This window comes from Microbacterium lacus, assembly GCF_039531105.1.
GTDB lineage: Bacteria > Actinomycetota > Actinomycetes > Actinomycetales > Microbacteriaceae > Microbacterium > Microbacterium lacus.
Genome location: NZ_BAAAPK010000001.1, coordinates 3,094,403 through 3,117,941, shown reverse-complemented (window position 1 = coordinate 3,117,941; position 23,539 = coordinate 3,094,403). Strand labels below are relative to the sequence as shown.

Sequence of the window (23,539 nt, the reverse complement as noted above, 5' to 3'; positions counted from 1 at the left end):
CCGGGGTCAGGAGGCTCCGGCGGACGCGCCGGAGCGGGCGTTCTTCGGGTGAACGCGAAGCTCCCAGTCTGCGCACCCCGTCTGGACGAACCCTCCGTGCCTCCTGACAGCCGCGTGTGCGCGCCCCCGGACCGTGAGACGACAACTGCACGTCGAGACCATGGGGTTCACCCACGGTCTCGACGTGCAGATGTCGTCTCAGCGGGGGGGGGGGATCAGAACGGGACGTTGCCGGCGCTGCAGTACGAGCCGGGGGAGTGCACCCCGTGCGCGATGCGCAGTTCGGCCTCGTCGTCGTCGCTCGCGAGCGGCGCGATCTCCGCGGGGACGTTCCAGGCGAAGGGCTCCTCCGTCGGCTCGCGTCGCGCGCGCTCGCGCAGGGCGACGGGCACCAGCCGCAGACGGCGGTCGACCCACTCGGCATCCCACGGGCCCTCCGCCGCGATCTGGCGCGCCGAACGGAACTCGTAGTAGATCGTGCGACGCAGGCGATTGCCCTGCACGGCCTCGCTGCCGTGGACGATCATCACGTCGTGGACCAGGACGTCACCGGGTTCGAGCTCGACCTGGATGACGCCGGGGGCGTCCCACCCGTACTCCTCCTGCAGCTGGCAGACATCGACCGGCGCGAGGTGCGAGCCGGGCGCGACACGCAATGCGCCTTCTCCTGCACGCGAGGCGTCGAGGTACACGTCGATGTTGAAGATGCGGTGGGTCCGGGGGTGCACGGCGTCCTGGTGCCAGTCGATCGCGGCGCCGTCACCGGCGTCCTTGAAGACGAGCGACTCGTAGGTCGGCACGAAGTCGGCCCCGGCGAGGCTCTCGGCGATCCCGAGCACCGCGGGGCTGCCGAGCAGCTCGAGAGACGCCGACCGCCCCTTGCCGTGCAGGTAGTCCACGCGGAACATCCGGCGCTCGCCGCCGCGGACCGCATAGTGGTAGTCGACCGCGGCCGGGTCGTCTTCCGTGACGTCGCGCCCGTCCGCGATCCACCCGACGGCGGCAGACTGCAACCGCTCGAGCAGGGGGGCGGGGATGCGGTTCTTCAGGACGAGATAGCCCTCGCGGTCGAAGCGGGCGACCTCCTCGTCGGTGAGGTGGTACTCGCGCCGTGTGGCGCTCGGCGTGGCCAGGGCGGTGGTCATGGGGTCCTCCTTCGGATCGGTGACTTCCACGCTAGGGCGCAGGATTCCGCAGATCTTCCGCTCGGATGTGACAGACTTCCGGGATCATGAGTTCCTTGCACGATGAACGTGTCGAGCGCTCCTCCTTCGGCCTCGCGTGCTGGTCGGGCGACGCGGGCGGCATGACACTCGCGCACCGACACGACGACCTCGAGTTCAATCTCGCCGACACCGACCTCGAATACGTGATCGACGGCCGTCCCCATGTGCTGCGTGCCGGCACCGTCGCCGTGTTCTGGGCGGCACGTCCGCACCGGCTGCTCGAGGCCCCGACCGCCCGCACCGTCACCTGGCTCACGGTGCCGCTCGGCCAGGCGCTCGCGTGGCGGCTGCCGAAGGCCTTCATGGCGCGGATGCTGCGCGGCGAGGTCCTCGGAACACCTGCCGCCGGCGGCATCCGTCTGGATGACCTCGTCTCGCGGTGGCAGGACGAGCTCACTCCGGGCGGCGACGCCGTGCGGATCGCCCGCACGGAGATCGAGGCGTTCGCGCTGCGGGTCGCGCATGCGAGCGGTGCTCTGCATGCGGACGCCCGGCCGGACGCGTCCGGCCCGGGGGCGGCAGGAGCGATGGCGGCATTCATCTCGGAGGAGTACGCGCGCGACATCTCCGTCGCCGACGTCGCGGCCCACGTGCATCTGAACCCGCAGTACGCGATGACCGTGTTCCGCCAGGCACTCGGGATCACGATCGGGGACTATCTCGCGCACTGTCGCGTCGCCGCCGCGCAGCAGCTCCTGCTCGAGTCGGACATGGCGGTCGCCGAGGTCGGCTACGCCGCAGGGTTCCGCTCGCAGAGCCAGTTCTACGACCGCTTCGCGCGCTGGTGCGCTCAGTCGCCCGCCGCCTACCGCCGCTCCCTGCGCCCGGCCTGAACCCGCGCTCGCGAGACTGCACCGGAGCGCCGAGACGTAGGCGATTCCCCTCGGTCTCGGCGCTCGGATGCAGTCCCGCGGATAGGCGGGCGGGGGGCGCGCGTCAGGCGGACTCGCGCCAGACGATTTCGCAGTCCAGGAGCATCTCTCCCGGCGCCGCCTCGCCCCGCAGCTGCGCGAGGACGAGGGCCGCGGCCTGCCGGCCCAGGCCCTCGGCGGGCTGGCGGACGGTGGACAGTGCGGGGAGCGTGCGACGCGCCCAGGCGCTGTCGTCGAAGCCGACCACGCCCACATCGATCGGCACGCGTCGACCCGCGGCGCGCAGGGCTTCCATGGCGCCGGCGGCGACGGCGTCGGATGCCGCGAACACCCCGTCGATGTCCGGGGCGCGCTCCAGCAGTGCCGTCATCCCGTCTCGGCCCGCGGAGTACGAGTACAGCGGCACCGGCTCGATCAGGCCGGGGTCGAACCGGTCGCCGAGGGCGTCCGTGAACCCGGCGAGGCGGTCCGAGCCGGAGTCGCGGTCCAGCGCCGCCGCGATCATCCCGACGCGTCGGCGGCCGGTCTCGAGCAGGCGCGAGGTGATCGCGCGCGCGGAGCCGCGGTTGTCGATCACGACGAAGGCGGCGGAGGAGGCCCCGGGCGGGTGTCCGACGAACGCGGCCGGGATCTTGAGCTTCTCCACGACGCGGGCGACCGGGTCGTTCGCACGGGCCGAGACGATGATCGCGCCGTCGACGGAGCCGCCGGAGAGGTACCGTGCGACGCGGTCGGTGTCGCGCTCGGAGTCCACGATGAGGACCGCCATCTGGTGGTCCGCCTCGGAGAGCGCCGCGTTGGCCCCGAGCAGGATGCCGCCGATGTTGGGGTCCTCCACGAACAGCGAGTGCGGCTCGTGGACGATGAACGCGACGGACTCGGTGCGCTGCATCACCAGGTGCCGGGCGGCGGTGTTCGGGACATAGCCGACTTCGGCGATCGCCGCCTCGATCGCCTCGCGGGCGGATGCCGACACATACGGATCCCCGTTGACGTACCGGCTGATCGTGCCCCGCGAGACGCCCGCGACGACGGCGACATCGTGCACGGTGGCACGGCGCGGGCGCCCGGATGTGGTCGACACGCGACAACTGTATCGGTCGGAGGTGTTGACACACGGGAGTGGGGGTGTCATTCTGTGTACGTTCACAGAAGCTCAGAGATGATCTTCTCCTCCAAGAACTGTGCACGTGCACACACCGACGAAGACGCCGACCGGGAGCCCGCTTGAACCGCTCACTCGCCACGACCGAGCCGAAGCTCGCCCGGCCGCGCTATGAGCACCGGGGCATCGACTTCGGCTGCGACTACAACCCCGAGCAGTGGGACCCCGCCGTCTGGCGCGAGGACGTCGCCCTCATGCGCGAAGTCGGCGTCAGCCTGGTCGCGATCAACATCTTCGGATGGTCCGATCTGCAGGGGCCCGACGGCGGCATCGACTTCTCCCGCCTCGATGAGATCATCGGGCTGCTCCATGACGCGGACATCCGCGTGAACCTCGGCACCGGTACGTCATCGCCGCCGCCGTGGCTCGCCGCGCGGCATCCCGAGATCCTCCCCATGACGATCGACGGCACGCTGCGCTACCCCGGCGGACGCCAGGCCTGGTGCCCGAGCTCACCGGTGTTCCGCCGCTACGCGCTCGACCTGGTCGAGGCCGTCGCCGAGCGCTACGGACAGCACCCCGCCGTCGCCCTGTGGCACGTCTCGAACGAGCTCGGCTGCCACAACGCGCACTGCTACTGCGACGTGAGCGCCGCCGCCTTCCGCCGATGGCTGCGCGAGCGCTACGGGTCGATCGCGGCACTGAACCGCGCGTGGGGGACCAGCTTCTGGAGCCAGCGGTACACCGACTGGGACGAGATCGGCACGCCGCGCCTCACTCCCGCGACGCGCAACCCCGGTCAGGTCCTGGATTTCTCGCGCTTCAGCTCCGACGAGCTGCTCGGCCACTACCGCGCCGAGCTCGAGGTCATCCGCCGTCACAGCCGGGTGCCCGTCACGACGAACTTCATGGTCACGGCGCACATCCGCGAGCTCGACTACTGGACGTGGGCTCCCGAGATGGACGTGATCGCCAACGATCACTACCTGGATCACCGGCTCGCCGACCCGTCGTCCGAACTCGCTTTCGCGGCCGACCTCACCCGTGGACTCGCCGGCGGCGGACCGTGGATGCTGATGGAGCACTCGACCGGCTCGGTCAACTGGCAGCCGCACAACCTCGCGAAGGCTCCGGGCCAGATGCTGCGGGACTCCCTGCAGCACGTCGCACGCGGCGCGGACTCGGTGTGCTTCTTCCAGTGGCGCGCCTCGCTGCAGGGCTCGGAGAAGTTCCATTCCGCGCTCATCCCGCACGCCGGCACCGACTCGGCCCTGTGGCGCGAGGCCGTCGATCTCGGCGCCGTCCTCGAGCGCATGGGCGAGGTCGCGGGCACGCGCGTGGTCGGCGACGTCGCGATGCTGTTCAGCTGGGAGGCGTGGTGGGCGACGGATGCCGAGAACCGCCCCAGCTCCGCGATCTCCTACCTCGATCAGGTGTGGGCGACGCACCGTGCGCTGCGCGAGGCCGGCGCGACCGTCGACATCGTCCGCCCCGGTGCCGACCTCACCGGGTACCGGCTCATCGTCGTCCCGGGCCTGCACCTCGTCCGCGATCACGAAGCGGCCACGCTCGACGCCGCCGTGCGGGCGGGCGCGCACGCGCTCGTCACGTTCTACAGCGGCATCGTGGACGAGGACGACCGCGTGCGGCCGGGCGGCTATCCCGGTGTCTGGCGCGACCTGCTCGGCATCCGCGTCGAGGAGTTCTCGCCGGTCCTCCCCGAGCAGGAGGTCCTGCTCGAGTCCGGGACGCGCGCATCGCTGTGGACCGAGCGCCTGACCGCGACAGACGCCGACGTGCTCGACCGGTTCGTGGGTGGTCCGGCCGGTGGTCTGCCCGCCCTCACCCGCCGGCGCGGGACGGACGGCGCGGGCGACGCGTGGTACCTCGCGACCCTGCCGGATGGCGCGGGCCTCGCGCGCATCATCGACCAGGCGCTGACCGCCGCGGGTGCCGGCCGTGCTGCGGGGGCGCGGGCCGGCGTGGATGTGATCCGCCGCGTCGCGGAGGACCGCAGCTACCGCTTCATCATCAACCACGGCAGCGAAGACGTGCTGCTGAACGCCCGAGGCGTCGACCTCGTCACGGGCGAGACCGCCACCGGGACGATCCGCGTCCCGATGGGGGCCGTCCGCGTGATCCGAGAGGACGCCGTCTCATGACCGCACAGACCGCCACCGAGGTCCTCGTGACCCCGAAAGACCGGAGACGCGCACCGCGTCCGCCGAAGAGCAAGGTGCACCACAAAGGTGCGATCCTCTTCTTCGTCGCCCCGTTCGCGCTGCTGTTCATCCTCTTCTACCTGATCCCGATCGGCTACGCGATCTGGCAGTCGCTGCTCGTCGTCGAGCGCGACGGCACGTTCGGTGAGGCGAAGGAGGTCTTCGGGGGGCTCTCCCAGTACATCCTCGTCTTCCAGAACGAGGCGTTCTGGACCTCGGTCGGCCGGGTGCTGCTGTTCGGCATCGTGCAGGTGCCGGTCATGCTCGGCCTGGCGCTGCTCTTCGCGCTGCTGCTGGATTCCCCGCTGCTGAAGGGCAAGAAGTTCTTCCGGCTGGCCTTCTTCGTCCCCTACGCCGTCCCCGGCGTCATCGCGGCGATCATGTGGGGCTTCCTGTACTCGCCGAACCTGTCTCCGTTCACCGTGCTCACGGGCAACATCGACTTCCTCTCCGCAGAACTCGTCCTCTGGGCGATCGCGAACGTCGTGACCTGGGTCTTCGTCGGGTACAACATGCTCATCATCTACTCGGCGCTCCTGGCGATCCCGAGCGAGATGTACGAGGCGGCGCGCCTGGACGGAGCGGGGCAGTTCCGCATCGCCTGGTCGATCAAGATCCCGATGGTGCGGCCCTCGCTCGTCCTCACGGCGATCCTGTCGATCATCGGCACTCTGCAGCTGCTCGCGGAGCCGCAGGTCTTCCGCTCGTTCAGCTCCGCCGTGACGAGCACGTACACCCCGAACATGACGATCTACGCGACGTCCGCGATCCCGAACGTGAGCCTGGCCGCGGCGTTCTCCGTCGTGCTGGCGCTCGCGACCTTCATCCTCTCGTTCACGTTCTTGCGCATCACCCGACGGAAGGCAGAGGCATGACCCGCGTGACGGATGCCGACACCCGCGCGCTGCGGGCGTCCTCGGCGGCGACTCCCAAGGCGCGTGGTCCCCGGGAGAGCATGCTCTCGCGCGGCGTCGCGATGCTGATCATGGTGATCTTCACCCTGTACTTCCTGATCCCGATCTGGTGGCTGCTGGTCGCGTCGTCCAAGGATCGCGGCGACTTGTTCACCACGAACCCGCTGTGGTTCGCGGATTTCAACCTCTGGAACAACATCGTCGCGCTGCTGAACTACGACGGCGGCGTCTACGTGCGCTGGATCGTGAACAGCATCGGCTATGCCGGCGTCGGCGCCCTGGTGGCGACGGTGCTCGCCGGAATGTGCGGCTACGCGCTGGCGAAGTACCGCTTCCGCGGTCGCGAGGTCCTGTTCAACGTCGTGCTCGGCGGCGTACTCGTTCCGGCCACGGCGCTGGCGCTGCCGCTGTTCCTGCTGTTCAGCCAGGTGCAGCTGACCAACACCTTCTGGGCGGTGTTCCTTCCGAGCATCGTGAGTCCGTTCGGCGTCTACCTCGCCCGCGTCTTCGCGGAGGCGAGCGTCCCCGACGAACTCCTCGAAGCCAGCCGTCTGGACGGCGCAGGCGAGATCCGGACCTTCTTCACGGTGTCGATCCGCCTCATGCTCCCCGCGCTCATCACGATCTTCCTGTTCCAGTTCGTGGGCATCTGGAACAACTTCTTCCTGCCGCTGATCATGCTGCGCAGTGAAGAGCTGTTCCCGGTGACCTACGGCCTGTACGCGTGGAACTCCACGATCAACCAGTTCCCCGAACTGCGCACCTTCGTCCTGGTCGGCGCGCTGCTGTCGATCGTCCCGCTCATCATCACCTTCCTTCTTCTTCAGCGGTACTGGCGCACGGGACTCGGCGCCGGCGCTCTGAAGTGACAGACCCGCCCGGAACCTGCCGGTCGGCCCTTGCAAGTAACCAGCAACGAAAGAGAAATCATGCGTCACATGAAGAAAGCAGCCGGCGTCGCGATCCTCGCGACCGTCGCGCTGACGATGGCTGCGTGCTCGTCCAGCGGTGACAGCGGAGGCGGCAGCGACGCCGCCGCGTGCGCACCGTCCGAAGGCGACGTCACGCTCACGTTCACGTCGTGGATCCCCGGCATCGAAGACGCCGTGGCGATCTGGAACGACGCGAACCCCGACATCCAGGTCGAGGTCCAGACCGGGCCGTCCGGCAACGCCGGCACGTACCAGAACTTCTTCAACCAGCTCGAGGCCGGCAACGCCCCCGACCTCGGCCAGATCGAATACGACGCGATCCCGAACTTCCGCGTCCAGGACGGCCTGGAGGACCTCGCCGCGTGCGAGGACGTCGTCGCGGCGGAAGACCAGTTCCTGGACTGGACCTGGGGGCAGGTGAGCCTCGGCACCGAGGACGAGGTGTATGGCATCCCGCAGGACCAGGGCCCGATGGCTCTGTTCTACCGCTCGGACCTGTTCGAGCAGAACAACATCCCGGTCCCGACGACGTGGGAGGAGTACAAGTCGGCGGCGGAGCAGATCCGCGCGCTCGGCGGCTACATCACCAACTTCTCGCAGTCCGACATCAACCAGTTCGCCGGTTTCGTCTGGCAGGCGGATGGGCAGTGGTTCCAGAACGACGGCAACGAGTGGACCGTGGAGCTGACCAGCGACGCGTCCGAGACGGTGGCCGACTACTGGCAGGACCTGATCGAGAACGACCTCGTCGCGGTGTACCCGCCGTGGACGGATGAGTGGAACAACGCCTACAACTCCGGTGAGGTCTGGACCTGGAACTCCGCCGTGTGGGGCGCCAACTCGATCGCGAGCGGCGCTCCGGACACGGCCGGCAAGTGGTCGGTCGCACCCGCACCGCAGTGGGCTGCCGGCGACGCCGCAGCAGGCAACTGGGGCGGTTCGTCGATCGCCGTCTTCAAGGGCACCGACCACCTCTACGAGGCGGCCAAGTTCGCGCTGTGGCTGAACACCTCGGAGGAGGCGCTCACGTCGCTCAACGAGACCGCGGCGATCTACCCCGCCACGAAGGCCGGGCTCGAACTGCCCGTCCTGCAGGAGGGCGTCGAGTTCTACGGCGGACAGAAGATCTACGACGTCTTCGCCGAAGCCGCCGGCCAGGTCAACCCGGACTTCGTCTGGGGTCCGACGATGACGCAGACCTACGCCGACGTGTCGGACGGGTTCAAGGCCGCGATCGCCGGTGACGGCACGCTCGCCGACGCGCTCGCCGACGGCCAGGAGAAGACGATCGCCGCTCTCGAGGCGCAGTCGATCCCGGTCGCGAAGTAGTCTCTGCGAGTGATCCATCACCTCCGTGCCGCGGGTGTCAGCCTTCTGGTCGACACCCGCGGCACGGGCGTGCCCGCGGTCCTGCACTGGGGTGCCGATCTCGGCGAGCTGACGCCTGCCCAGGCCGAGGCCGTCGCCGCGGCATCCGTTCCCGCCGTCGGGCCGTCCTCGATCGACATCCCGTTCCGGCTCTCGCTCGTGCCCACGTGGGGCGACGGGTGGAGCGGCCGGCCCGCACTGCAGGTGTCCCGCGACGCGGCGGGAGCCGACGGCGCCGCGGCCGCGGAACGCGCGCGCACGCCCGTGCTGACACAGCGATCGGATGCCGAGCCCGGTGTCTCCGCCGCCGGTGATCAGTCGCTGCGGCTGAACCTCGTCGACACCGACGCGCACATCGGCGTCGGTGTGGAGCTGGCCCTGTCGCCGCAGGGCGTGCTGCAGATGCACCTGGAGGTCTCGAACATCGGCACCTCGCCGCTGACGGTCGCGAGGGCGGCGTCCGTGCTGCCGATCCCGGCGTGCGCCGGCGAACTGCTCGACTTCAGCGGCGTCTGGGGCAGAGAGCGACGGCCGATCCGCCGGACGCTCGAGCACGGCATCCACAGTCGTGAGGGCCGGCACGGCCGCGGCGGTCACGAGAGCGCCTTCCTGCTGGCGGCCGGAACCCGTGGGTTCGGCTTCGGCGCCGGCGAGGTGTGGGCCGTGCACGAGGCGTGGAGCGGCGACACCGAGGTGTGGGCGGAGTCCTCACCGCTCGGGGCGAACGTCCTCGGTGCCGGCGAGCTGCCGGCGCCGGGAGAGATCGTCCTGGCGCCCGGCGAGACGTACACCGCACCATGGACGGTCGCGGTGTACTCCGCGACCGGGCTCGGCGGGATCCCCGACCGGGTCCACCCGTGGGTGCGCTCGTGGTCGACGATCGCGAGGGAACGGCCCGTCACGCTCAACACGTGGGAAGCCGTCTACTTCGACCAGTCGCTCGAGCGTCTCGAACCGCTCATCGAGGCGGCATCCGCCGTCGGTGTCGAGCGCTTCGTCCTCGACGACGGCTGGTTCCACGGGCGGCGCGACGACCACCGCGCACTCGGGGACTGGACGGTCGACGCCGGGGTCTGGCCCCACGGACTCGGCCCGCTCATCGACCGCGTGCACGCCGGCGGCATGGAGTTCGGGCTGTGGGTCGAGCCCGAGATGATCAGCGTCGACTCCGACCTCGCGCGCGCCCACCCCGACTGGGTCATGGGGCGTGCGGGGGCGAACGAGTGGCGCTTCCAGCGGGTGCTCGACCTCGGCATCCCCGAGGCGTCCGACCACGTCTATGCGCGTCTGGACGCGCTGCTCGCCGAATACCCGATCGCCTACCTCAAGTGGGACCACAACCGCGACCTGCTGGAGGGGTCCTCTCATCGCCAGACCGCGGCGGTGTACGCGCTGATCGATCGGCTGCGGGCTGCGCACCCGGGGGTCGAGATCGAATCGTGCGCGTCGGGCGGCGCCCGCATCGACCTCGGGATCCTGCGGCGCGTCGATCGGGTCTGGCCGAGCGACACGAACGATCCGCTCGATCGGCAGGGCATCCACGCCTGGACCTCGCTGATTGTCCCGCCCGAGTACCTCGGCGCGCACCTGGGCGATGCGCGGGCGCATCTGACCGGGCGGTCCGCCGACCTGTCCTTCCGGACGGCGACCGCGCTCTTCGGCAGCGCGGGCATCGAGTGGAACCTCGCCGCCGCGACCGACGCCGACCGGGCTGCGGTCGCGGCGTGGATCGGCGAGTACCGGCGACTCCGGCCGCTGCTGCACGGCTCGCGTCCGGGCGGCGCGCGCGTCGTGCGCGCCGACGGGCCGGACCCTGCGATCGCGGTCCACGGGGTGATCGCGGGCGATCGGTCCCACGCCGTGTTCTCGGTCGCGGCGCTCGCCGCCACGGCGGCGGCCGTCCCCGAAGCCGTGCGGCTGCCCGGCCTGGACCCGCGGGCGACGTATCGCGTCGCCGTGCTTCCGCTCGCCGGCGATCCCGGCGTGATCCAGGACGCCCCGCCGCCGTGGACCGCGGCCGGCTCCGTGGAGCTCCCCGGCGTCGCTCTCGCCGAGATCGGCCTCCCGATGCCGCTCCTCCTGCCCCAGCAGGCCGTGCTCCTCGAGGTCACTGCGGTCTGATCGGTGCGAAAGCGCGGGGCGAAATCGCGTATTCGGTGACGATCGGCCGCGCGAGGTCGCAGAATCGCCCCGCGCTTTCACGTGGACGGCGAGAAGCCCGGCCCGCGTAGCCTGGGCTGATGAGCTCCGCGCGCACTGCCCTCGAGATCGCCGACTGGCGCCGCCGCGTCTTCGCGCTGTACGACGCCGTCCGCGCGCAGGACGATCCCGAAGAGGCGCACGAGCTGTGGCGCATCGAGCGAGACGACCTGATGGCGCGGCACCCCGCGACTCCGTTCCTCGAGCCCGAACGCCTGCTGTTCGAAGGCCTCTCGATCGCGCCCTACGACGCCGCGTGGCGGTACGAGCTGCCGATCCTCGAGGCCGAACCCGGTGGGTTCGAGTTCGCGACCGGCACCGACGGGGTGGTCCCGTTCGAGCGGATCGGGCGCGTCGAGATCCCGGATGCCGGCCCCCTCGACGTCTGGCGCCTGATGACGTACGGCGGGGGAGTGTTCATCCCCGTCCGCGACGCCCTCGCCGGGTCGGGGACTTACGGCGGCGGCCGCTATCTGATCGACACGATCAAGGGCGCCGATCTCGGGTCAGACCCCGGCCGCGGCACGATCGTGCTCGACTTCAACTTCGCGTACAACCCGTCGTGCGCGTACGACCCGGCCTGGGCGTGCCCGCTCGCGCAGCCGGGCAACGTCCTGCCGATCGCCGTCCCGGTGGGCGAGCTCTACGCCGGCTGAGACGCGCGCGGCAGCAGCGCTTCGCGCACCGAGCGGTGCAGCCAGCGCACGTAGTCGTCGTGCGACAGGCCCGCACCGTCGACGAGCCGCGTGTAGGTCTCGGCCATCGTCAGTACCCACAGTGTCGCCACGAGCTCGTCGTGCGGCACATCGCCGCGCAGCCAGCCGCGCGCGTCGAGCAGCGCGAGGGAGGCCGTGAGCTTCGCGCGCACCTCGGTCATGACCGCGTTCCATCCCGCGCGCAGTCCGGGATCGGATGCCGACGCCCACGCCATCCAGAGGCGGTGGGAGCGCGCGTTCCACGCGATGATCGAGGCGAGCGACAGGTCGAGGTACTCCTCCATCGTGGCCGCATGCACGAGGGCGTCCAACTCGCTGTCGGGATCAGCGGCGGTGTCGCCGGTCATCATGGCCCGCACGACCGACTCGATCAGATCGGACTTCGATCCGAGCTTGTGCAGGTATGCCAGCGACACGCCCGCGGCGGAGGCGACGTCCGCGAGCGTCGTCGCCTCGAAACCGTGCTCGGCGAAGAGGACGGTGGCGGTGTCGATGACGTGCGCCCGTCTCTCGAGCGCGGTGCGCTGTCTTCGGGTGGCGTCATATCGGCGAGGATGCGACATCGTGTTCACATTTCGGTATGGTCGAACAGCACCTAATTCGGGGGGTGCACCCGATTTTCTCACGGACGCGCCGGCATGTCCGCGTCGCGCGTGGGAGCGGGCCCCGCGGCGCGCGCGTGTGGGGGCAGCGCGCGCCGCGGTCTTTCGCCGTGGGTCAGGGCGTGCGGTGCGCCGCGTAGTACTCCAGCAGCGAGCGCGTCGACGCGTCCTGCGCCCCGAGGGCTGCCGCATCGCCCTCGATCGCCGGGGCGATCTGCAGCGCGAGCTGCTTGCCGAGCTCCACGCCCCACTGATCGAACGAGTTGATGCCCCAGATCACACCCTGCGTGAACGTGATGTGCTCGTACAGCGCGACGAGCTGGCCGAGCACGCGCGGCGTGAGGGCGGGCGCGAAGATCGACGTCGTCGGCCGGTTGCCGGCGAACGTGCGCGCGGCGACGAGCGGACCCGTCGTCCCCTCGGCCTCGACCTCCTCCGCGGTCTTGCCGAATGCGAGGGCCTTCGTCTGAGCGAGGAAGTTCGCCAGGAAAAGCCCGTGCACGTCGCGTCCGTCGTCGGTCAACGGGTAGGCGGGGTTCACGAACGCGATGAAGTCCGCCGGGATCAGCCGGGTCCCCTGGTGGATGAGCTGGTAGAACGCGTGCTGTCCGTTCGTGCCGGGCTCGCCCCAGAACACCTCGCCGGTGTCGGTCGTGACGGGCGAACCGTCCCACCGCACGGACTTGCCGTTGGATTCCATCGTGAGCTGCTGCAGGTACGCGGCGAAGCGGCTGAGCTGCTGCGCGTAGGGGAGCACGGCGTGCGTCTGGGCGCCGAGGAAGTTCACGTACCAGACGTTCAGCACACCCATCAGGACCGGCACGTTCTCGGCGAGCGGCGTCGTGCGCACGTGCTCGTCGACCTCGTGGAACCCGGCGAGCAGCTCGCGGAACACCCCGGGCCCGAGCGTGATCGCGAGCGACAGGCCGATCGCGGAGTCCACGGAGTACCGGCCGCCGACCCAGTCCCAGAAGCCGAACGCGTTCTGCGGGTCGATGCCGAAGGCGGCCACCTTGTCGAGGGCGGTCGAGACGGCCACGAAGTGGTGGGCGACGGCATCCGTCCTGGCCGCGTCGGTCGCCGCGATCGCTCCGGACGCCTCGAGTCCCGCCCACAGCCAGTCGCGCGCGAGACGCGCGTTCGTCAGCGTCTCCAGCGTCGTGAAGGTCTTCGACGCGACGATGAACAGCGTAGTCTCCGGGTCGAGGTCCGCGGTCTTCTGCGCGAGGTCGGTCGGGTCGATGTTGGAGACGAAGAGGGCGCGGATGCCGGCGTCCGCGTACGGGCGGAGTGCTTCGTAGATCATCACCGGACCGAGATCCGATCCGCCGATGCCGATGTTCACGACGTGCGTGACCTTCTTGCCGGTCACGCCCCGCCAGCCGCCGTCACGCACGCGATCGGCGAAGGCGCTCAGCGCATCGAGCACCTCGTGCACGTCGTGATCGACGTCCTGCCCGTCGACCTCGAGCGGAGGGATCGCTCCGGCGGGCCTGCGGAGGGCCGTGTGCAGCACGGCGCGGTCCTCGGTCGTGTTGATGTGCTCGCCGCGGAGCATCGCGGCATAACGCTCGGCGACGCCCGTCTGCTCGGCGAGGGCGACGAGCGAGCGCAGGATCTCGTCGGTGACGAGGTTCTTCGACAGATCGACGTGCAGGTCGCCGACGGTCCGGCTCAAGCGCTGCACGCGCTCCGGGTCGGCCGCGAACCAGCCTCGGAGATCGGGGTCGAAGGAATCGCGATGGGCGAGCAGCTCGGCCCAGGCGGAGGTGGACGTGGGATCGATCGGAGCGGTCACGTCCCCACGGTAGCGCCGAGAAGGGGGGATGACGATGTCGGAGATCGGTGTGACCATGGCAGAAGGGTGTGGACTTCCGGGCCGCCCCAGGGCTCGGTGCGAACGAGAGGCTTTCGATGACGGAGCAATCGGACAGTGCGGCGTCGCCGGCGGGTGCGCCCGCGCACGTTGCGCAGCACCAGCCTGGCCCGCGCACGATGCGCAGCTTCTACCAGGTGCTCGCCAACACCGCGATCGCGAACATCACCTCGAGCTACCTCTGGTGGGCACTGACGTTCTGGGCGTACCTCGAGACCAAATCCGTGCTCGCGACCTCGATCATCGGCGGGTCGTACATGCTGCTGGTCGCCGTCTTCGGAGTCGTGTTCGGCGCGCTCGTGGACCGCATGAAGAAGAAGGCGGTGATGGTGCTCTCGAGCACGATCACCCTCACGACCTATCTGCTCGCGGGCGCGCTGTACCTCTCGTTCCCCGAGAGCGTCCTGGTCGACTGGGGCGGGCCGTGGTTCTGGGTGTTCGCCGGGGTGATCCTGATCGGCGGTGTGGTGGAGAACCTCCGCAACATCGCGCTGTCGACGACGGTCACGCTTCTCGTGCCGGCTGAGCGCCGAGACAAGGCGAACGGCCTGGTCGGGGCCGTGCAGGGCATCGCCTTCATGGTCACGAGCGTGTTCTCCGGACTCTCCGTCGGGCTCCTCGGCATGGGATGGACCGTCGTGATCGCGATCGTCGCCACGGCGCTCGCGCTCCTGCATCTCCTTTTCGTCCGCATCCCGGAGCGCGGCGTCGCACACGTCGAGGGCGGGACGCCGAAGCTCGACTTCCGCGGCATCATCCCGGCGGTGATGGTGGTCCCGGGTCTGCTCGCGCTCATCCTCTTCTCGACGTTCAACAACCTCGTCGGCGGGGTGTTCATGGCGCTCATGGACCCCTACGGCCTCACGCTGTTCTCGGTCGAGATGTGGGGCATCGTCCTCGGTGTCACCAGCGTCGGCTTCATCGCCGGCGGGTTGATCGTCGCCCGTTTCGGTCTCGGCAAGAACCCCTTGCGGACGATGCTGCTCGTCAACATCGGCATCGCCGTGCTCGGCATCGGGTTCGTGATCCGCGAGTTCTGGTGGCTGTACGCGCTCGGCATCCTCGTCTTCATGGCGCTCATGCCGATCGCCGAAGCCGCCGAGCAGACGATCATCCAGCGCGTGGTGCCCTTCGAGAAGCAAGGGCGCGTGTTCGGCTTCTCGGCGAGCGTCGAGTCGGCCGCGGCGCCGGTGTCGGCGTTCATCGTGGGCCCCGTCGCCCAGTTCTGGCTCATCCCGTTCATGGCGTCCACGCAAGGGCAGGACACGTTCGGCTGGCTTCTCGGCGACGGGGAGGCGCGCGGAATCGCGCTCGTGTTCGTGATCGCGAGCCTGGTTCTGCTGGTGATCGTGCTCCTCGCCTTCTTCTCGCGGCCCTACCGGCAGCTGTCCGCGGCGTACGCCGCAGCCCCGCCGTCGCTGGAGACGGATGCCGCGGGGGAAAGCACCGAGACGGCGATCGGCGACGCGGGCGAGGGGTTGCGTTCCAGCGTCCGCTGACGGCCTCGGTCCGCGCCCAGGGCGGTGTGCCAGGCTCGCAGTATGACGTCAGAGAATCCCTACGCGGCGCGCCCGTGGCTCGCGGCCTACGCCCCCGGCGTGCCCGACACGATCGACGAGGTCACCCAGACCCTCTCCGACATGATCGAGGGCAGCATCCGGAGCCATCAGAAGGCGCCCGCGCTGGAATTCTTCGGTGCGCGCACGACGTACCGCGAGCTCGGTGAGCAGATCGAGCGCGCCGCGGAGGGGCTGCGCCGGCTGGGGGTGACCCACGGCGACCGGGTCGCGATCGTGCTGCCGAACTGTCCGCAGCACGTCGTGGCGTTCTACGCCGTCCTGCGGCTCGGCGGGATCGTCGTCGAGCACAACCCGCTCTACACCGCCCGAGAGCTGCGTCACCAGTTCGAGGACCACCAGGCGCGCTTCGCGATCGCGTGGGACAAGGTGTACGACACGCTGGACGGGTTCCCCGCCGACCTGAAGCTCGAGCGCATCGTGAGCGTCGACATCACCGAGGCGATGCCGTGGACCACCCGGGCGGCCCTGCGGCTGCCGGTCGCGAAGGCCCGGGAGGCACGGGCGGCGCTGACCGCGACGCCGCGTGCGAAGAAGGTGCTCGCGTGGCGTTCGCTCGTGGACGGCCGACGGCTCAGCAAGCGGCATCCGCGCCCCGTCCTCGATGACATCGCGCTCCTGCAATACACGAGCGGCACGACGGGCACCCCCAAGGGGGCGATCCTCACGCACCGCAACCTCCGCGCGAACGCGATGCAGGGGCGCGCCTGGGTGCCGGGCCTGCACGAGGGGGAGGAGACCTTCTACGGCGTCCTCCCGCTTTTCCACGCGTACGGCATGACGCTGTGCCTCACGTTCGCGATGAGCATCGGGGCCAAGCTCGTCCTGTTCCCGAAGTACGACGCGAAGCTCGTCACGGATGCCGCGAAGAAGTCCCCGCCGACCTTCCTGCCCGCCGTCCCGCCGATCTACGACCAGCTCGCCCGCGCGGCCGAGCGCGGCGAGATCGACCTGACCTCGGTGCGGTTCGCGATCTCGGGGGCGATGAGCCTGCCGGTGGACACCGTGGCGCGGTGGGAGGAGGTGACCGGCGGACTGCTGGTCGAGGGTTACGGGATGACCGAGACCTCCCCGGTCGCGCTCGGAAACCCGATCGGACCGTCCCGGCGTCCCGGCACGGTCGGTGTGCCGTTCCCGAGCACGGACATCCGGGTCGTGGACCCCGCGGACCCGCACACCGACCTGCCGTTCGGGGAGGCGGGCGAGCTGCTGATCCGCGGGCCGCAGGTGTTCCAGGGCTACTGGCGGCGACCGGCCGAGACGGCGGACTCACTCCTGCCGGGCGGCTGGGTCCGCACGGGTGACATCGTCACGATTTCGCCCGACGGGTTCGTCACGGTCGTCGACCGGCTCAAGGAGATCATCATCACCGGCGGCTTCAATGTCGCACCGACCGAGGTCGAGGCGGCGCTGCACGCCCACCCCGATGTGCTGGAGGCGGCCGTCGTGGCGCTCCCGCGCGCCGGCGGCGAGCAGGTCGTCGCGGCGGTCGTGCTCCGCGAGGGGGCCGTCCTGGACCCGGACGCGCTGCGCGAGCACTGCAAGCAGCACCTCGCGGCCTACAAGGTGCCGCGGCGCTTCTTCCAGGTCGACGAACTGCCCCGGTCGCTCATCGGCAAGGTGCTGCGCCGCCAGGTGCGCGAGCAGCTGCTGCGCGACGGCGACTGACCTCACCCCGTCGGGCTCGTCGCCCCGTCCGCGCTCGGGCTCTGAGTCGACATGCTCGCGGCCCGTCCCCGCACTCGCGGCCCGCGGTGCCGCACGTGCCGCGAGCCGCGACCCGTGCCGCGAGCCGTCCGATGGCGCGCCGCGGCTAGAGCGCGGGGGTGCGCGGGGGTGGGGTGCGGCGCGGGCGCAGCGACTCGAAGCCCGCAGCCCAGCGCAGCAGCTCGGTGTCGGAATACGCCGGGCCCGCGAACGTGAGGCCGACCGGCATCCCGATGTCGGCCATCGTGCCCATCGGCACCGTCACGGTCGGGATGCCGAGGTGGCGGATCGCGAGGTTGCCGTTCGCGACCCACACCCCGTTGCGCCATGCCGCGACCGCGGACTCCTCGTTCACGTCGGCATCCGCCGGACCGACGTCCGCGACGGCGGGGAAGACCACTGCGTCCAGGCCGAGTCGGGTCATCCACTCCTCGAGGTCGATCCGCCGCGTGCGCTCGAGCCCCTCGAGCCCCGCACGGATGAGCGCCGCGAGCGACCCGTTCAGCGGATCGGACATCCCGTTCACCCGGGCGCGCGTCACGTATTCCGAGATGTCGATGTCGAACGAGCCGTAGCGGTCGGGGAGGGCCCCCTCGGGATGCGGGAAGATCTTCGGCCCGTCCACTTCGGCCAGCGACGACAGGCCCGGCTGCCCGTTCGCGGCGAGGAAGTCGTGCCAGGACCACATCGACAGGTCCCAGATCTCGGCGTCGAAGAACGCGCTCGGCACGATGCCCCGGTCGAAGATCGACGGCGCCCCGGCGCGGTCGGCCTCGTAGTTGCTCACCACCGGGAAGTCGACGACGACCACCTCGGCGCCGACTGCCTCGAGATCGGCCCGGGCCTGAGCCCACAGGTCGAGCACCGAGGCGCGCGGTTCGATGCGCTGCCCGGTCGATGCGCCGATCCCCGGTCCCGTACCGGCATCCGGATCCTCGCCGAGGTACATCGCGGGGATGCCGAACCTCTTGCCCGCGAGCGCCGACGAAGCCCCGTCCGCCAGGGCGGGGTACGACGACGGCCGCACGGTCGACGAGCGGGGGATCGGCACCCAGGGCTGCACGCGCCAGAAGTCGCCGCGCGTCTCGTCATCGTCGGCGACCATCACATCGAGCACCTCGAACAGGTCCGCCATCGAGCGGGTGTGCGGGACCACGACGTCCATCGTCGGCACGAGCGGCCAGTTTCCGCGCACCGAGATCACGCCGCGTGACGGGGTGTACGCACACAGCGCGTTGTTCGACGCGGGCGCACGGCCGCTGGACCACGTCTCCTCGCCGAGCCCGAACGCCGCGAACGACGCGGCGGTGGCCGTGCCCGAGCCGTTCGACGAGCCCGAGCCGAACGCCGAGGTCAGGAAGTCCGCGTTGTACGGGCTCTCCGCCCGGCCGTACAGCCCGCGCTGCATGCCCCCGTTCGCCATCGGCGGCATGTTGGTGAGCCCGACGAACACGCACCCGGCCGCGCGCAGGCGCTCGATCGAGAACGCGTCTCGCCGTGCGACGAGGTCGGCGAACGCGGGCGAGCCCGATGCGACGGTCCGCCCGCGCACCATGTAGCTGTCCTTCGCCGTATACGGGATGCCGTCCAACAGGCCCCGGAGCGTCCCGGACGCGCGGCGCATGTCCGACGCCTCCGCCTCGGCCCGGGCGTCGGGATTCAGCTCCACGATCGCGTTCAGGCGTATGCCGCTCTGGTCATACGTCGCGATGCGCGCGAGATAGGCGTCCAGAAGGCTGACCGCGGTCTCGTCTCCGGCGTCGAGTGCGGCGCGCAGATCGGCGATCGAGGCCTCGACGACGTTCATCGGCCGGCCCGCGGCTGCTGCTGGGTGATGCAGTGGATGCCGCCGCCCCGCTGCAGGATCGGGCGGGCGTCGATCGTGACCACTTCCCGTCCGTAGGCCTCGGCGAGGATCCCGGCAGCGCGCGCGTCCGCCTCCGGTTCACCGTAGCCGCACGCGATGACGCCGCCGTTCACCACCAGATGGTTGGCGTAGTTCCAATCCACGAATCCGTCCTCGTCCCGCAGCGTCGCGGGGGCGGGCAGCTCGATGATCTCGAGGTGCCGGCCGGCGGCATCCGTCGCCTCTTCGAGCACGGCGCGGATCTGCCGCACGACGCCGTAGTCGGGGTGGGCGGGATCGTCCTGCCAGTGCAGCAGCACGCGGCCCGGCGCGGCGAACGCGGCCACCATGTCGACGTGCCCGCGGGTGCCGGCCGATTCGTAGTCGCGCGTGAGCCCGCGCGGCAGCCAGATGACCTTCGTCGCACCGATCGTGCGCTGCAGCTCCCACTCCACGCGTTCCTTCGTGGCGTACGGGTTGCGGCGCGGGTCGAGCTGCACCGTCTCGGTCACGAGGACCGTGCCCTCCCCGTCGACGTGGATGCCGCCGCCTTCGTTCACGAGCGGGGACGGCAGGTGCGTGGCCCCGGCGAGGCCGGCGACGGTCGCGCCGATGCGGTCGTCGCGTTCCCAGGTCGCCCAGGCGTTCGCGCCCCACCCGTTGAAGGTCCAGTCCACGGCGCCCAGCGTGCCCGCCTCGTCGAGGACGAAGGTCGGGCCGATGTCGCGCATCCAGAAGTCGTCGAGCGGCGCGATCTCGATCTCGACGTCGGCGGACAGGCGCGCACGCGCCTCGGTCACGGCCGAGGGGTCGACGACCATCGTCACGGGCTCGAAGCGCGCGGCCGCGTTCGCGACCGCCGCCCACGTGTCGCGGGCCTCATCCGCCGAGTCGGCGTCGTCGCCGAGCGTGTTGCCCACGCGCGGGAAGGCCATCCAGATGCGCTCCTGCGGCGCGAATTCTGCGGGCATGGTCCAGGTCATCGGGTGCTCCTCACGGGCTCGCGGTCGGCGATGCTCTCATTGTGACGTTCGGGGTGCGCGGGCGCACCGGGGGAGAATGCGGCCGCCGGATCAGCGGCGCCGGGGCGGGCGGCGGGGTCGCTGTACGGCCGCATCGTGCGCCACAGCAGGGCGTAGACGGATGCCGCCAGCGCCGGCCCCGCGATCGAGGACAGGTCCGCGCCGCCGAGCGCGGCCGAGATCGGTCCGGTGTACAGCGTCGTGTTGACCATGAGCACCGCCACCGTGGTCGCGAGCACCATGGCGATCGTGCCAGGGGCGAACCAGCCGCCCGTGTACCAGAACGGGCTGCGGCGGCTCGTGTCGTTGAGCGCCACGCCGTCGTAGCGTCCACGACGCAGCACGATGTCGATCGCGTAGATCGCCACGAGCGGCCCCATGACGGCGACGGCGATCTCGATCGCGTAGCTCAGGGTGTCCAGGAACCGCGGTGCGCCCCACAGCAGGTAGCAGGCGAGCACTGCGGCGACCACGCCGACGATGACGACCGAGACGGCTCGGCGGATCCGGGGGACGAACGCCTGCGCGTACAGTCCGGTCGAGTACGAGCACAGGACGTTGTTCGCGAGCGTGCCGACGATGATCGCGAGGAGGGACACGGGGTAGAGCCAGGCCGGGATGATCTCGGCGATCGCCGTCTGCGGGTCGGTCATGTCGATCGCGGTCGCGGCGAGCACGCCCATCGCGGAGATCAGGACCGAGGGCACGAACCCGCCGAACGCGGTCCAGAGCACGATCGCGCCGCGCGACGTGGCGCGGGGGAGATATCGCGAGTAGTCGGCGCTCGTGCCCCAGGACAGCGGGCCGGACGCCACGATCGTGAAACCGAGCAGCAGGAGCGCGATGTTCTCCGAGGCGGGCAGCGCTTCCGGGGTGTACGACCAGTCGGTCGCGCCGATCACGAACACGGCGACCGCGGCGAAGCACAGGCCGACTGCGACGGAGAGGTACCCGCTGAGCTTCTCGATCGTGGCGTGCCCGAAGACGCTGACGATCAGACTCAGCGCCGACACGGCGACCAGCAGCAGCACGGCGAGGGAGTCGGGCACGACCACGCCGACGCTCGCGAGCAGCGCCTGGCTGGCGAGCGTCGTGAACGCCAGGTTCAGCACGATGTAGAACAGACCGATCAGGACGCCGAGTCCCGATCCGAACAGCGCGTTGCCGCGCACGCCGAACATCGCGCGCATGATCATGACGCTCGGGGTGCCGGCGGCCGGACCGCTGACGGCGATCCAGCCGATCACGAACCACCACAGGTTGCCCAGCACGCACAGGGCGAGGGACTCCCACAGGCCGAGTCCGAGCAGCATGAGGATGCCGCCGAACACGAAGTTGAGGTACAGCACGTTCGCCGCCGCCCAGATTCCGAACAGCGAGCGGGGCCGGCCGTGGCGCTCGGCATCCGGGATGCAGTCGATGCCGCGGGTCTCGATGTGACCGGCGACGTCGCCGGTCCGCGCGGTGATGCTCATGTCATCCGCTTTCGTTGCCATTAGTATTGATCAAGCGATCAATAGACCAGACGGTACCTACACTGGCGGAGACATGTCAAGCACTTCGGCGAAACCCCGCACGCGCAAGTCGCCCGCCGAGCGATCGGCCGAGATCCTCGCCGCCGCGACCGAACTCGCGCGGGAGCAGGGCCTCAGCGCGCTGACGCTCCGCGCCGTGGCGGAGCGTGCGGGGGTGGCGTCCGGTCTGATCGCGCACTACCAGCCCTCGATGGACGAGCTCGTCGCGCGCGTCTACACGGATCTCGTCGACGCGGAGATCCGTGAGGTCGAGATCGAGATCGGTGCTGTGGCGAGCCCGGCGGAGCGCATGGCGGCGCTGCTGGAGACCCTGCTGGACGGCACGCGTGAGGACATCACGGTCGTGTGGGCCGAGGCGTGGGCGCTGGGGCGGCGCAACCCCGCGCTGGCGGACGCGGTGCGCGCGCAGATGGACGCGTGGCACCGGATGGTGGCCGCGCTCATCGAGGAAGGCCGGGCTGCGGGCGACTTCACCGCCGACGCCGCGGATGCCGCGTGGCAGCTCCTCGGCATGATCGACGGCCTGAACGCGCAGTCCCTGGCTCGCGGTGTCGAGGCCGAGGGGTCGGCCGCCAAGATGGCGCGGGCGGCGGAGATCCTGCTCGGGGCTGCGCCCGGTTCGATCAGGGCGCGCTGACCGGCGTCACGGAACGAGCGAGTAGAAGCGGAAGAAGCCGAACTCGCCGACCGGCAGGACCTCCACGTCGCGGAATCCGGCCTCGCGCGCATATTTCTGCAGTGTCGCCGGGCGCATGACCGTGCCGGTGGCGACGGTCGGCCGGTGCGACATGCTGTCGGGCAGGCACACGAACAGGCTGAAGCCGTACATGATGCGCTCGATGTCATCGCCCGGAGCGGTGAAAGTCTCTGCGACCGCTTCATCCATGATCACGATCGGACCTCCGTCGCGCACCGCCAGACGCATCGAACGGAGCACATCGACGGGCCTCGGCATGTCGTGCAGGCATTCGAAAGCGAAAGCGGCATCGAACGGCCCGAACCCTGACAGGCCGTCGGCGTCGGCGTTGTGGAAGCGCACGCGTTCGGCGACCCCGGCCTGCAGGGCGTTGCGACGAGCGGTCTCGATCGACGGGTCGTCGACGTCGAACCCGTCGACCTGCAATCCGGGATGTGCGAGTGCGAGCGCGATCGAGGACCAGCCGGCGCCGCTGCCGACATCGGCGACGCGCGCGCCGGGTCGCTTTAGCAGGGAGCGGATGCCGTCCACACGGCCGAGCGCATCGGGGAGGCGATCGAACCACGGCCGGTTCATGTCGGCCTGGGCCTCGCGGGCGTCCGGGCCGAGCTGCTCCCAGCTCACACCCTCCCCGGTCCGGTAGGCCTGCAGGAGATCGGGGAGCGTCGGTCCGGCGGCGGCGAACATCCGCGCGAGGGGGGCGAGATAGCTCAGGCTTCGCTCGTCCGTGAGTACTTCGGCCGGGCCCGGAGCCAAGGCGTACCGCCGCTCGTCAGGAGCGGCATCCGGAGTCGACTGCACCGCGAGGATGCCCGACACGGCCTGATGCTCGAGCCACTCGCGGCAGTAGCGAGCGTCGGTACCGGTGCGTTCGGCGAGCTCGACCGGCGTGCGGGGGCCCGACTCGGCGAGGGTGCGATACCAGCCGAGCCGGTCGCCGACGTAGACGGAGAGTGTCTCGGCCATGCCGAGGGCAGAGGCGAAAAGGCGCTCCGCGAACTCGTCTGCGGTGGGGTCATCGTCCTGGCTCACGGCGCGCTCCCTTCGGCGAAAGTCTGCCGCGCCGCACCCGCGTGCGCCATCCCCATCGCCGCGCGCGACGAAGGGGTCACTATCTGTCGCT

At 70.3% G+C, this 23,539-nt stretch carries 18 protein-coding genes; 10 read left to right on the top strand and 8 right to left on the bottom strand.

Annotated features, from left to right (window positions below; all coding sequences use genetic code 11):
• Positions 1 to 215 precede the first annotated feature (215 nt).
• Complete coding sequence (locus tag ABD197_RS14755; RefSeq protein ID WP_344055612.1) at positions 216 to 1,145, bottom strand: phytanoyl-CoA dioxygenase family protein; 930 nt, start codon at positions 1,143 to 1,145, stop codon at positions 216 to 218.
• 86 nt (positions 1,146 to 1,231) lie between these two features.
• Here ABD197_RS14755 and ABD197_RS14750 point away from each other — a divergent pair, with 86 nt between their 5' ends.
• The gene (locus ABD197_RS14750) at positions 1,232 to 2,059 is read left to right on the top strand and encodes a helix-turn-helix domain-containing protein (RefSeq protein ID WP_344055611.1); all 828 of its coding nucleotides are present in this window, start codon (positions 1,232 to 1,234) and stop codon (positions 2,057 to 2,059) included.
• A gap of 103 nt (positions 2,060 to 2,162) precedes the next feature.
• Here the strand turns inward: ABD197_RS14750 and ABD197_RS14745 are convergent, their stop codons facing one another.
• Complete coding sequence (locus ABD197_RS14745; RefSeq protein WP_344055610.1) at positions 2,163 to 3,182, bottom strand: LacI family DNA-binding transcriptional regulator; 1,020 nt, start codon at positions 3,180 to 3,182, stop codon at positions 2,163 to 2,165.
• 143 nt (positions 3,183 to 3,325) lie between these two features.
• Between ABD197_RS14745 and ABD197_RS14740 the strand changes: the two genes are divergently transcribed.
• The 6 genes from ABD197_RS14740 to ABD197_RS14715 all read left to right on the top strand — a co-directional run bounded on the left by ABD197_RS14740 (position 3,326) and on the right by ABD197_RS14715 (position 11,494).
• The gene (locus tag ABD197_RS14740; protein WP_344055609.1) at positions 3,326 to 5,365 is read left to right on the top strand and encodes a beta-galactosidase; all 2,040 of its coding nucleotides are present in this window, start codon (positions 3,326 to 3,328) and stop codon (positions 5,363 to 5,365) included.
• The gene (locus ABD197_RS14735; RefSeq protein WP_344055608.1) at positions 5,362 to 6,300 is read left to right on the top strand and encodes a carbohydrate ABC transporter permease; all 939 of its coding nucleotides are present in this window, start codon (positions 5,362 to 5,364) and stop codon (positions 6,298 to 6,300) included. The genes ABD197_RS14740 and ABD197_RS14735 overlap by 4 nt, the downstream gene beginning before the upstream one ends.
• Positions 6,297 to 7,208, top strand: a complete 912-nt coding sequence (locus ABD197_RS14730; protein WP_344055607.1) for a carbohydrate ABC transporter permease — start codon at positions 6,297 to 6,299, stop codon at positions 7,206 to 7,208. Before ABD197_RS14735 ends, ABD197_RS14730 begins: the two co-directional genes overlap by 4 nt.
• A gap of 60 nt (positions 7,209 to 7,268) precedes the next feature.
• Positions 7,269 to 8,600: an ABC transporter substrate-binding protein gene (locus ABD197_RS14725; RefSeq protein WP_344055606.1), complete on the top strand. Its 1,332-nt coding sequence runs from the start codon at positions 7,269 to 7,271 to the stop codon at positions 8,598 to 8,600.
• 9 nt (positions 8,601 to 8,609) lie between these two features.
• Positions 8,610 to 10,760: an alpha-galactosidase gene (locus ABD197_RS14720; RefSeq protein WP_344055605.1), complete on the top strand. Its 2,151-nt coding sequence runs from the start codon at positions 8,610 to 8,612 to the stop codon at positions 10,758 to 10,760.
• A 119-nt stretch (positions 10,761 to 10,879) separates the two neighbouring features.
• Positions 10,880 to 11,494, top strand: coding sequence for a DUF1684 domain-containing protein (locus ABD197_RS14715; protein WP_344055604.1), 615 nt, complete (start codon positions 10,880 to 10,882; stop codon positions 11,492 to 11,494).
• Here the strand turns inward: ABD197_RS14715 and ABD197_RS14710 are convergent.
• Positions 11,482 to 12,117: a TetR/AcrR family transcriptional regulator gene (locus ABD197_RS14710; RefSeq protein WP_344055603.1), complete on the bottom strand. Its 636-nt coding sequence runs from the start codon at positions 12,115 to 12,117 to the stop codon at positions 11,482 to 11,484. The two genes, ABD197_RS14715 and ABD197_RS14710, sit on opposite strands and share 13 nt — an antisense overlap.
• Positions 12,118 to 12,271: 154 nt before the next feature.
• Entirely contained in the window at positions 12,272 to 13,954 is a 1,683-nt protein-coding gene (gene pgi, locus ABD197_RS14705; RefSeq protein WP_344055602.1) for a glucose-6-phosphate isomerase, read from the bottom strand.
• Positions 13,955 to 14,070: 116 nt separating this feature from the next.
• On the opposite strand from pgi, the gene ABD197_RS14700 reads away from it, so the two are divergent.
• Both ABD197_RS14700 and ABD197_RS14695 read left to right on the top strand, forming a co-directional pair.
• Positions 14,071 to 15,531 carry an MFS transporter gene (locus ABD197_RS14700; RefSeq protein ID WP_344055601.1) on the top strand — a complete coding sequence of 487 codons (1,461 nt, stop codon included), beginning with the start codon at positions 14,071 to 14,073 and terminating at the stop codon, positions 15,529 to 15,531.
• A 42-nt stretch (positions 15,532 to 15,573) separates the two neighbouring features.
• A complete protein-coding gene (locus ABD197_RS14695; protein WP_344055600.1) occupies positions 15,574 to 17,277 on the top strand; it encodes a long-chain-fatty-acid--CoA ligase in 1,704 nt (567 codons plus the stop codon).
• A gap of 145 nt (positions 17,278 to 17,422) precedes the next feature.
• On the opposite strand, the gene ABD197_RS14690 is transcribed toward ABD197_RS14695, so the two are convergent.
• The 3 genes from ABD197_RS14690 to ABD197_RS14680 are packed head-to-tail and all read right to left on the bottom strand — an operon-like array spanning position 17,423 to position 21,659.
• Complete coding sequence (locus ABD197_RS14690; protein ID WP_344055599.1) at positions 17,423 to 19,123, bottom strand: amidase; 1,701 nt, start codon at positions 19,121 to 19,123, stop codon at positions 17,423 to 17,425.
• On the bottom strand, positions 19,120 to 20,145 hold the full coding sequence (locus tag ABD197_RS14685; protein ID WP_344055598.1) for an agmatine deiminase family protein: 1,026 nt from the start codon (positions 20,143 to 20,145) through the stop codon (positions 19,120 to 19,122). Before ABD197_RS14685 ends, ABD197_RS14690 begins: the two co-directional genes overlap by 4 nt.
• Positions 20,142 to 21,659, bottom strand: coding sequence for a purine-cytosine permease family protein (locus tag ABD197_RS14680; RefSeq protein WP_344055597.1), 1,518 nt, complete (start codon positions 21,657 to 21,659; stop codon positions 20,142 to 20,144). The genes ABD197_RS14685 and ABD197_RS14680 overlap by 4 nt, the downstream gene beginning before the upstream one ends.
• A gap of 73 nt (positions 21,660 to 21,732) precedes the next feature.
• Between ABD197_RS14680 and ABD197_RS14675 the strand changes: the two genes are divergently transcribed.
• The gene (locus tag ABD197_RS14675; protein ID WP_344055596.1) at positions 21,733 to 22,356 is read left to right on the top strand and encodes a TetR/AcrR family transcriptional regulator; all 624 of its coding nucleotides are present in this window, start codon (positions 21,733 to 21,735) and stop codon (positions 22,354 to 22,356) included.
• 6 nt (positions 22,357 to 22,362) lie between these two features.
• Here the strand turns inward: ABD197_RS14675 and ABD197_RS14670 are convergent, their stop codons facing one another.
• Complete coding sequence (locus ABD197_RS14670; protein ID WP_344055595.1) at positions 22,363 to 23,448, bottom strand: class I SAM-dependent methyltransferase; 1,086 nt, start codon at positions 23,446 to 23,448, stop codon at positions 22,363 to 22,365.
• Positions 23,449 to 23,539 lie beyond the last annotated feature (91 nt).

Excerpts from the sequence above, each read along its gene's own strand:
- ABD197_RS14755 (WP_344055612.1), bottom strand. The coding sequence starts at position 1,145 with ATGACCACCGCCCTGGCCACGCCGAGCGCCACACGGCGCGAGTACCAC.
- ABD197_RS14750 (WP_344055611.1), top strand. The coding sequence starts at position 1,232 with ATGAGTTCCTTGCACGATGAACGTGTCGAGCGCTCCTCCTTCGGCCTC.
- ABD197_RS14735 (WP_344055608.1), top strand. The coding sequence starts at position 5,362 with ATGACCGCACAGACCGCCACCGAGGTCCTCGTGACCCCGAAAGACCGG.
- ABD197_RS14730 (WP_344055607.1), top strand. The coding sequence starts at position 6,297 with ATGACCCGCGTGACGGATGCCGACACCCGCGCGCTGCGGGCGTCCTCG.
- ABD197_RS14725 (WP_344055606.1), top strand. The coding sequence starts at position 7,269 with ATGCGTCACATGAAGAAAGCAGCCGGCGTCGCGATCCTCGCGACCGTC.
- ABD197_RS14715 (WP_344055604.1), top strand. The coding sequence starts at position 10,880 with ATGAGCTCCGCGCGCACTGCCCTCGAGATCGCCGACTGGCGCCGCCGC.
- ABD197_RS14710 (WP_344055603.1), bottom strand. The coding sequence starts at position 12,117 with ATGTCGCATCCTCGCCGATATGACGCCACCCGAAGACAGCGCACCGCG.
- ABD197_RS14700 (WP_344055601.1), top strand. The coding sequence starts at position 14,071 with ATGACGGAGCAATCGGACAGTGCGGCGTCGCCGGCGGGTGCGCCCGCG.
- ABD197_RS14695 (WP_344055600.1), top strand. The coding sequence starts at position 15,574 with ATGACGTCAGAGAATCCCTACGCGGCGCGCCCGTGGCTCGCGGCCTAC.
- ABD197_RS14690 (WP_344055599.1), bottom strand. The coding sequence starts at position 19,123 with ATGAACGTCGTCGAGGCCTCGATCGCCGATCTGCGCGCCGCACTCGAC.
- ABD197_RS14685 (WP_344055598.1), bottom strand. The coding sequence starts at position 20,145 with ATGACCTGGACCATGCCCGCAGAATTCGCGCCGCAGGAGCGCATCTGG.
- ABD197_RS14680 (WP_344055597.1), bottom strand. The coding sequence starts at position 21,659 with ATGAGCATCACCGCGCGGACCGGCGACGTCGCCGGTCACATCGAGACC.
- ABD197_RS14675 (WP_344055596.1), top strand. The coding sequence starts at position 21,733 with ATGTCAAGCACTTCGGCGAAACCCCGCACGCGCAAGTCGCCCGCCGAG.